Source organism: Enterococcus sp. 12F9_DIV0723, from assembly GCF_002174375.1.
Taxonomy (GTDB): Bacteria; Bacillota; Bacilli; order Lactobacillales; family Enterococcaceae; genus Enterococcus_A; species Enterococcus_A gilvus.
On the sequence record NZ_NIBK01000001.1, the window covers coordinates 1,078,226 to 1,087,466 of the forward strand.

The 9,241-nt window shown below is 42.3% G+C and carries 7 protein-coding genes; 4 read left to right on the plus strand and 3 right to left on the minus strand.

Annotated features, from left to right (window positions below):
- Positions 1-102 precede the first annotated feature (102 nt).
- The 3 genes from rsxC (at position 103) to A5868_RS05235 (ending at position 3,113) form a co-directional block, all read left to right on the plus strand.
- The gene (rsxC, locus tag A5868_RS05225; RefSeq protein ID WP_086305665.1) at positions 103-1,416 is read left to right on the plus strand and encodes an electron transport complex subunit RsxC; all 1,314 of its coding nucleotides are present in this window, start codon (positions 103-105) and stop codon (positions 1,414-1,416) included.
- A gap of 2 nt (positions 1,417-1,418) precedes the next feature.
- Positions 1,419-2,408 (plus strand): RnfABCDGE type electron transport complex subunit D, encoded by a 990-nt coding sequence (locus A5868_RS05230; RefSeq protein WP_086305666.1) that lies wholly within the window; start codon positions 1,419-1,421, stop codon positions 2,406-2,408.
- Positions 2,409-2,552: 144 nt separating this feature from the next.
- Positions 2,553-3,113, plus strand: a complete 561-nt coding sequence (locus tag A5868_RS05235) for a histidine phosphatase family protein (protein WP_086305667.1) — start codon at positions 2,553-2,555, stop codon at positions 3,111-3,113.
- 41 nt (positions 3,114-3,154) lie between these two features.
- Here the strand turns inward: A5868_RS05235 and A5868_RS05240 are convergent, their stop codons facing one another.
- The 3 genes from A5868_RS05240 to A5868_RS05250 all read right to left on the minus strand — a co-directional run bounded on the left by A5868_RS05240 (position 3,155) and on the right by A5868_RS05250 (position 6,333).
- Positions 3,155-4,060: a lactate/malate family dehydrogenase gene (locus A5868_RS05240; protein WP_086305668.1), complete on the minus strand. Its 906-nt coding sequence runs from the start codon at positions 4,058-4,060 to the stop codon at positions 3,155-3,157.
- An 87-nt stretch (positions 4,061-4,147) separates the two neighbouring features.
- Positions 4,148-4,597, minus strand: coding sequence for a class Ib ribonucleoside-diphosphate reductase assembly flavoprotein NrdI (gene nrdI, locus A5868_RS05245; protein WP_086305669.1), 450 nt, complete (start codon positions 4,595-4,597; stop codon positions 4,148-4,150).
- Positions 4,598-5,181: 584 nt separating this feature from the next.
- Complete coding sequence (locus A5868_RS05250) at positions 5,182-6,333, minus strand: hydroxymethylglutaryl-CoA synthase (protein ID WP_086305670.1); 1,152 nt, start codon at positions 6,331-6,333, stop codon at positions 5,182-5,184.
- Between the two features lie 219 nt (positions 6,334-6,552).
- Here A5868_RS05250 and A5868_RS05255 point away from each other — a divergent pair, with 219 nt between their 5' ends.
- Positions 6,553-8,970 (plus strand): hydroxymethylglutaryl-CoA reductase, degradative, encoded by a 2,418-nt coding sequence (locus A5868_RS05255; protein WP_086305671.1) that lies wholly within the window; start codon positions 6,553-6,555, stop codon positions 8,968-8,970.
- Positions 8,971-9,241 lie beyond the last annotated feature (271 nt).

The window sequence follows — 9,241 nt, forward strand, 5'->3', positions numbered from 1 at the left end:
CTTTTTTTATTAACAGTAATGGAATTTGAAAATAAGGATATTATTTTTAGTCACAAATTGTTCATGTTATACTAAAATTATGAAGTATATTGGAGGAACGAGATGGCTAAACGAGCATTTAAAGGTGGAATTGATTTACATCAAGATCCAGCTTTACAGTTAAGAGGAATTGACGAGTATAAAAAAGTAGAAAGTATTTACCCCAAACGAGTGTATATCCCAGTCCAACAGCATATCGGGGACGCTGCAGAGGTTATTGTATCCGCGGGAGAGCGCGTCTTCCTTGGACAAATAATTGCAAAAATGGGTGAAGGTTTGGGAGCGAATATCCATGCAAGTATCTCTGGCAAAGTCGTGGGAGTGAAAGAGATTGATCAGGGACAAGGAGATGAGATGACCTGCGTGGTCATAGAAAATGATTTTCTTGAGCGGCCAAAGGAGGTACACCACGAAACCATTGATGAATTGACCCCAGAAATGATCGTCGAGCGAGTGGAAACGGCTGGTGTAGTCGGTTTAGGTGGAGCGACTTTTCCCAGTCATGTAAAACTAAACCCTAAAGAAGATATCCATACGTGCATTTTTAACGGTGCTGAATGTGAACCGCTACTGATGGCAGATGCGGCGTTGATGGCAACACAAGGCGAGAAGCTGCTAAAGGGGTGTGAGTTGGTATTAAAGGCTGTAGCAGCCGAAGAGGGCATAATCGCAATTGAAGATGATAAACAAGAAGCCATCGAGGTTATGAAGGATCTGTGCAAAGACGTTCCGAAGCTTTCGGTGATTGAGGTGCCATCGGTATACCCTCAGGGAAGTACCGAAATGCTTTTCAAAACAATTACCGGAATGGAAGAGCCTGCTGACGGGTCAACGAGGGATCTAGGCTATTTGATCATTAATGTCGCTACTACTGCTGCAGTGTATGAAGCGATTGATCCTGGAATTCCGTTGAGTCATCGGATTTGCTCGGTCGTTGGAGATGTTAAACAACAAAAAAATGTTTACTTTCCGATTGGGACCTCCATTGAAGAAATGATCGATTTTTGTGGGGGATTTGACGGAAAGCCATCGAAAATCATAACTGGCGGTTTTATGATGGGGAAAACAGTGGATACGATGGCGGCTTCATTAACCAAATCAGCCAATGGGTTGATTATTATTAATGAAGCACACGATCAAGATAGCACGCCTAGTCCATGTATTATGTGCGCGCGTTGTGTAGATGTTTGTCCCATCGGTCTTTTACCACACCAACTTGAGAAGAGCTATTTGAAGGAAAACTGGGAGCGGCTGGAGAAGCTTTATGTGGATAGTTGTATCAATTGCGGTTGCTGCACCTACATTTGCCCTGCACGCCGTCATTTAGCGGAGCACATTATCGCCGGTCAACAAGCGGTTAAGGAAAGGCAGGGATAGGAATGGATCAGAAACGTTCGTTTGAGGCGTTGCGCAGCTCCCGTCATCCGATGATGGCGGCTTCCCCTCATTTATTGTATCGGGAAAAAACAGATCGTATCATGCAACTGGTCGTACTTGCATTGATGCCTAGCATTTTTGCATCCATTGTTTTCTTTGGTATCCGTTCGCTATTGCTCTATGTGATCGCCGTAGGGACTTGTTTACTTGCTGAATTTTTATGGTTCAAGCTGCGTAGACATACGTTGCCTAAAGATTATTCGGCAGTCGTTACTGGGGTGTTGCTGGCTATGAGCTTGCCCGCTAGTGTTCCTTTGTGGTATCCAGCGTTGGGCGGTGTTATTGGGATCGTCATTGCGAAAGAAGTGTTCGGCGGGATTGGCCGAAATTTGTTAAATCCGGCTTTGACTGGACGAGCGGTGTTACGCTTGATCTTTGTAACAGAGATGTCTGCAAATGTTCAGCCGCGTCCTTTTTTCTCAACTGGCGGATTAGATGTCGTGTCTTCAGCGACGCCATTAATGGAGGCAAAAGCAGGTGAAAGTTTAAGCTCCGGGCAAATGCTAGACAGTTTAACAGGCTTAATTGCTGGGAAAAATGCTGAAACAACAGCGATTCTATTGCTTTTAGGCGGTATATTTTTGCTATATAAAAAAGTAATTACTTGGCACATCCCCCTTTGCATGATTGGAACGATAGTCGTTGTTTCTTTCTTTTTTGGAAAGGGTGATCCTACGATCGTTTTTGCGAACGTATTTGGCGGTGCAACAATGTTAGGTGCATTTTTCATGGCTACGGATTACAGCACCTCTCCAACGACACCAAAAGGTGAAATAATTTATGGTATTTGTTGCGGGTTGCTTTTGGTTGCTTGGCGTCAATTCAGTTCGATGCCTGAGGGGATGACGTTCATTTTATTGATAATGAATTGTTTTGTTCCGCTCATTGATCATTTGATCATTCCTAGAGCATACGGCGTGGAAAAACAATAGAAAATTTCTGTAAAAAGTAGACGTCCTTTCATTCAAGTGATAAAGTGATAACGGTACTGGTAATCACCAGTAGTTATTACAAGAATTAAATTGAAAACTATGATTCATTGTTTTTCAATTTTGGGATAGAAAGGATTGTTCTATTTGCTTTACGTAGCGAGACATGGAGAAACAGAATGGAATAAACAAGGAATTATTTCAGGGAGAAGTGACATTGCGCTCTCAGGAGTTGGGTATCGGCAAGCGGCAAAGTTAGCAGAAGAGGTCGCTCAACTGGATAAACCAATCACTCGAATCATCCATTCGCCATTAGAACGTGCCTATGAAACTGCTCGAATCGTCGGAGAAAAAAATCAGTTGTCTCTGAATGTTGACAACCGATTGATTGAATTAGATTACGGAGATTATGATGGCACAAGTGATGAACAAGAAGGTTATTTAAAGACCCGCACACAATTTGCAGTACGGTATCCGAATGGCGAGTCTTTGATGGATGTCTATGCGCGAATCGTTCCTTTACTAGAGGAACTGGAGCAAGATCAAGAAAATGTTTATTTGTTGGTTTGCCACAATTCTGTGATTCGAGCCATCAAAAACTATTTTGAGCCATTAGAAAACGACAAAGTATTTGTTTACCGTACTCCAAATGCAAAGCTTATCAGTTTTGATTGGAAAAAAGCGACAGTAGTCAGTAAAAGCGCGTAGAAAAAAGACAGGACATTTTGCTCCTGTCTTTTTTTTTGTATCTAAATTGAGTCATGCATAGCGTGGATCGTTTGAATCGTGTGCCGCCATTTTTCTTGCTCTGTCTCGGAAAGAATCAATGGGAAACTTTCAGTGATCCCTTTTAAAGACACCTTTGCGGGAGAACCCACATAACAGTCTTCATCCGGATGGTAATGACTCACTGGGACAACGAGATGATTGTTATTTAAAATGGCTTCGACAATTCGTGCTGATTGAATAGCGATCCCGTAAGAGGTATATCCTTTCCCACGAAAGGTCACCCAGCCACCATCGCGAGCGGCATCATCCAAAGCAGCAAGTTTTTCCGGAGTCAACGTATCGATGATGGGGATACCGCCGATCCGTACACTAGACCAAGCGACGAATTGGCTTTCGCCGTGCTCCCCAATCACGTAGCCATCAATAGCTGAAGGATGAACGTCTAACTTTTTGCTGACAGCATGTTTCATACGCCCAGTGTCTAAGGAGGTACCGGTGCCAAAGACACGCTCACGTGGGAAACCAGTCAATTCTTGCAAGTATTGAGTGATTACATCGCAAGGATTTGTGATATTCAGTAAGATGCCGTTAAATCCAGATGCCTTAATCTTGGGCGCCCACTCCTCAACGATCGTTTTGGTCAAATTTAATTCCGCGAACCGATCGGGGTTTCCCTCAAAGATCGAGATGTCTCCTGCAGAAAAAAGGATCACATCTGTATCTGTCAATTCTGACAAGGAAGGATCGATCAATCGAACCTGATGATTTTGCTCCATTTGTCCGTCCATCAGATCATTTAATTCCGCTTGGAGGATATCCGCTCGAGAATCGAACAGAACCAATTCATCCACTATATTTTTTGAAATTAACGTATAAGCAGTCGTACTTCCGACATGACCCATACCAATAATTGCGACTTTTTTCATGTGCAACACGCCTTTCCTATAAAACTTTCTATTTAAAAAAGAATGCTCCTAACATGAGAAAATGTCAATAGAATAATGAAGGTACCATTAATTTGATTCGTGTTCTTTTAAAATGTGGTAGATTCGTTCGCAATCAGCCGTGGTTCCTCTTAATTCATAATCTGCTAAAAAGGGAAACCCGAATGCCTCGCTGTATTGTTTAGCGGTCAAACAATATTGATAATTAAAATTTTTGTTCCCACTGCCAACAACGCCAAGACATTTTTTATAGTTATCTTCGTAGTCTAAATAGTCACGCAGAACATCGGTCAATATTTCTGTATCGCCACTATCGACACCGTTACCGCCCTCTAAATAGGTCGGAACAAATGCGAAAAATGAGTCATCTTCTTTTTCAAAGGGACTATTTTCAGAAATTTCTTTTGAAGTAATCAAAGGATTCTCATTATTTTGTTGATGCTGTTCGTCACTATACGTCTTCAAATGTTGAACAAAGGCACGGGTGTTTCCTGAAATTGAGATATATAAAATTTTCATGGATTGATTCCTCCTACAGTAATCATAACTATTTTTAGAATGCCAAAGCAAGCGGTAGGGCTGCCTAAAGACTGTCGAAATTCCAAATGAGCAACACCCAATCTTCGTTAAAAAACGAGCTTTCTTATATTTCCGACGTTTAGATTATAGCATGAAAAATATCCCAAGATAATATGTAAACGCTTGCAAAAAGTGGCATAATATGGTATAACTATAGATGTAAGGGATAGGTCCCTAAGTTGTTAAAAATACAACAGAGATGAACGGAAGCAGTGTTCATTTCAAAGTGAATGCCGTAATGGCAGAAAGGAAGTAGGGATTTGAAATCTCCTTACCAAGTTATTTTAATCTAGCAGGGAAGAGGAATGTAGACAGTGGAACCATTTCTCTACTTAGTGGTTAGGCTTGAGCGACATTCGACCATAAAGACGCTTAAGTCCTAGTAAAGGGTGTAAATATTCCAGAAGTTTTGGAATGAAGAAAAAACACTTAGCCATTTGACCTGCTAGATTATTTTTTTTGCCTAAAAAAGCCAGCTAATCAGCTGGCTTTTTCGACGCTTAAGGGAACATTAATTGAATTTGCTACTTGTTATAGTAGCGAATGTCTCCGCTGATTTTATTGATGGCAAACGGAGTTGAATCTGAGAAGGTGTAAGTGCCGCCATCTACAGGGAGTTTTTCATTGAACATGTCTTCATAAGCTTCCATAGTTAATTGGCTGCGTTCACTTAAAAGTGCTTGGTTTTCTTTGATAGATAAATGGTGCTTGTACCCATCCATCACTGTCATCGAGAAGAACTCGCTGACTGCACCTGATCCGTAGCTGAATAGTCCCACTCGATCACCGGCTGCTAAGCTGCCATTATCTAATAGGGAGATCAACCCAAGATATAGGGACCCCGTGTAAAGATTACCGACTTGGCGACTATACAACACGGCTTCATCATAACGAGCCTCTAAACGCTGTTGTTCAGATTCGGACATTTCTGGAAAAATAGCTCGTAAGGCTTTGCGACCCATTTTTGTATAAGGTAAATGGAAAGTCAAAGCTGCGTAGTCTTCACTTGTCGTTTGGTTGACTTTTTTGTTTTGCTCCCAGATGCGGGTGAATGAATCTATATAGATTTGGTTGGACATATGACCGTCAACTAAAGGATAGTCATGCCCGGCAGGACGCCAAAAATCGTAAACATCTTCAGAGTAGAAGACACTATCATTATTAAAGGCTAATAAGCGAGGCTCTTTTGTAATCAACATCGCAACGGCTCCGCAACCTTGAGTGGGCTCGCCGCCGGTAGCCAGTCCATACTTTGCAATATCTGCTGCAATCACTAAAACTTTGCGCTCTGGATGCAAGCTTACATAGTCATGTGCTTGCTGTAAAGCGGCAGTTCCGCCGTAACAAGCGTGTTTTATTTCAAATGAACGAGCAAAAGGCTGAATATCTAACAGGGCATGAATAATTACTGCGGCAGATTTTGAAAAATCGGTACTGGATTCTGTCCCGACGATTACCATGTCGATGTCTTTTTTGTCCTCATCTGTAAGAATTTTTGCAGCAGCACTTGCTCCTAAAGTGACAATGTCTTGTGTCTCAGGAATAATTGCCATCTGATCTTGTCCAAGACCAATGTGAAATTTGTTGGGATCAGTATCACGCGCATTTGCTAAATCCGTCATATCAAGATAATAATTTGGTACGTGAAAACTGATTTTATCAATCCCTATATTCATATTGCTCCTCCTAGTTCTTATTGGTGATTTTTCACATAAAGAAAACCACCCATGCCTTTCCACTACAAAGAAATCATAGGGAAACGGACATTCTTTTCTTCCAAAAGTAAATATATCACAGAAAGGTCATAATTAGTCAAGTTTGAATCTTAAGAAATTATAAAACTATCTATGCTATACTTACATCTGATTTTTAATGAAAACATTGGAGGTGCACTCTTGGAAGAAGTAGTTATTTTAAGCGCTGTACGAACACCAATTGGCAGATATAAAGGCAAACTGGCAACTGTTTCAGCCGTCGAGCTCGGTGCAATCGCTGTAAAAGAAGCGATCACACGTGCGGAGCTCGCACCAGATCAGGTGGAACAAGTATTTATGGGAAATGTCCTACAGGCAGAAAACGGGCAGAATGTTGCGCGTCAGTCAGCCATCAAAGCGGGTATCCCTTATGAAGTACCAGCAACGACCATCAATGAAGTTTGCGGCTCAGGAATGAAAGCAATTATTTTCGGAATGCAGCAAATTCTTCTAGGCGAGGCGCAGGTAGTCGTCGCTGGCGGAACAGAAAATATGTCTCAAGCACCAAAGACCACGCGATTTGATTACGTCGCGCAAGAGTGGCAAGAACCAAAATCAAGCATGATTTATGACGGATTGACAGATGCGTTTAGCGGCAAACATATGGGACTAACCGCAGAAAAAGTGGCTGTCGAGTATCAGGTTACTCGAGAGATGCAAGATCAATATGCATACGAATCACAGATGAAAGCAGCCAAAGCAAGTAAAGATGGGAAGTTCGATTCGGAGATTGTTCCTGTGGTCCTTCCAGACGGAAGTAGTATCAAAGAGGATGAAGGCATCCGTTTTGATTCCACGCTTGAAAAAATAAGCTCTTTGAAACCTGCCTTTAAAGAAGACGGTGTTGTCACAGCAGCGAATGCTTCCACGTTGAATGATGGTGCATCCGCAGTAGTGTTAGCAGCAAAATCTTATGCTATCGAGCACGACTTAGCTTATGTCGCTGTTATTAATGGGTATAGTGAAGTTGGGATCGATCCAAGCATCATGGGCGTAGCCCCTGTATCAGCTATTAATAAATTATTAAATAAAGTCCATCAGACGATCAATGATGTGGATGTCTTCCAAATCAACGAAGCATTTGCGGCAGCCTCTGTTGCTGTGCAAAAAGAATTGGATCTCCCAGATGAAAAAATCAATACCTACGGCGGCGCGATTGCGTTGGGGCATCCAATCGGTGCAAGCGGCACGAGAATCGTGACAACGCTGATTTCTGAACTTTTCCAAGAGGACAAGCAACGGGGAATCGCAAGCTTGTGCATCGGTGGCGGACTTGGTTTGGCCCTGATGATCACAAAAGCAGAGGATCAAGAAACTGCAAAAAAAAAATTCTATCAACTGACCCAAGCTGAGCGTTTAGCAAAGTTGGTGAAGGAAAAAAAGTTATCGGCTAAAGAAGCAGCACAGTTAGCGACAGAAATGGTATTGCCAGAACAAGTTGCCAACAACCTCATCGAAAACCAAATTGGGGAGGGAACGATCCCTTTAGGTGTTGCACAACATTTTGTCATTAACGGAAAAGAGAGCAGTATCCCCATGATGACTGAAGAGCCTTCTGTGATTGCAGCGGCTAGTAATGCTGGGAAAATCCTTGCGAAGGCCGGAGGGATTCAGACACGGGTATGCAATCAAGAGATGACTGGACAGGTCGTCTTGAGAAATGTTTCTGAAGCAGAGGCGTTCGTGCAAGTATTTCGGGATAATGAACAACGGCTTTTTGCGGCGGCTAAAGCTAGTTCACCGTCTATTTATCAACGTGGCGGCGGATTGCGCACGATTGATTATCGTATCTTTGAAGAAGGCTACCTTTCAATCGATCTAGTGGTTGATACAAAGGATGCGATGGGTGCCAATATTCTGAATACGATGCTGGAAGCTGTAGCGGAAGAAGTACGACAACTTGTTCCTGCAGCAGAGGTTTTATTTAGTATACTGAGCAACTATGCGACGAGCGCGTTGATTGAAGCAACTTGCGAAATCCCTCTGCAACAAATGGGAGAAGAAGTCGCTGATAAGATCGCTGCGGCCAGTGCATTCAGTAAGCTTGATCCTTACCGCGCGGTGACGCACAATAAAGGAATTATGAACGGCATCGATGCCGTCGTCTTAGCCACGGGAAATGACACGCGCGCAGTGGCAGCGGCGTGCCACGCATATGCTGCCCGCAACGGACAGTACGAGGGCTTGACGGATTGGACGGTGCAAGAGGATAAATTAGTTGGCAAGCTTGTTTTACCCATGAAAGTAGGGATTGTGGGAGGAGCGACCAAGGTGCTGCCAAAAGCACAAATCAGCTTAAATCTTTTGGGCGTTTCATCTGCTAGTGAATTAGGAGAAGTCATCGTAGCTGTTGGATTGGCTCAAAATTTGGCTGCGATCCGCGCGTTAGTGACCGAAGGGATTCAAAAAGGACACATGGCGATGCAAAGCCGTTCACTGGCAATCACAGCAGGGGCGACAGCGAAGGAGATTCCTCAAGTTTCTAGTCAATTAAGAAAAGCAGAACGAATGAACTTAGCTGCAGCAGAAGAAATTATCGCACAGCTTCGGCTAGGATAATCAATAACTATTTTTATGAGGAAAGCAGTGTCTGAAAGACGCTGCTTTTTATTTTTAAAACGATAGTTATTTTATTTGAGAAATTAGTTTTTAACGACATTTGCAAAATAAATTTATGGATTTTATTTCCGCATCAAAATACTGATATATAGGCGATTGATAAAGGAGAAAAGTTTAAATCCATTGAATTTTTTGTCACTTTTATCATAAAAAGGTTTGACAGATAATAAATAACTTGTTATATTGTGTTCGAAAATAAAATATGATTTGT

Coding starts and splice junctions, on each gene's coding strand:
- rsxC (WP_086305665.1), top strand. CDS start 103: ATGGCTAAACGAGCATTTAAAGGTGGAATTGATTTACATCAAGATCCA.
- A5868_RS05230 (WP_086305666.1), top strand. CDS start 1,419: ATGGATCAGAAACGTTCGTTTGAGGCGTTGCGCAGCTCCCGTCATCCG.
- A5868_RS05240 (WP_086305668.1), bottom strand. CDS start 4,060: ATGAAAAAAGTCGCAATTATTGGTATGGGTCATGTCGGAAGTACGACT.
- nrdI (WP_086305669.1), bottom strand. CDS start 4,597: ATGAAAATTTTATATATCTCAATTTCAGGAAACACCCGTGCCTTTGTT.
- A5868_RS05250 (WP_086305670.1), bottom strand. CDS start 6,333: ATGAATATAGGGATTGATAAAATCAGTTTTCACGTACCAAATTATTAT.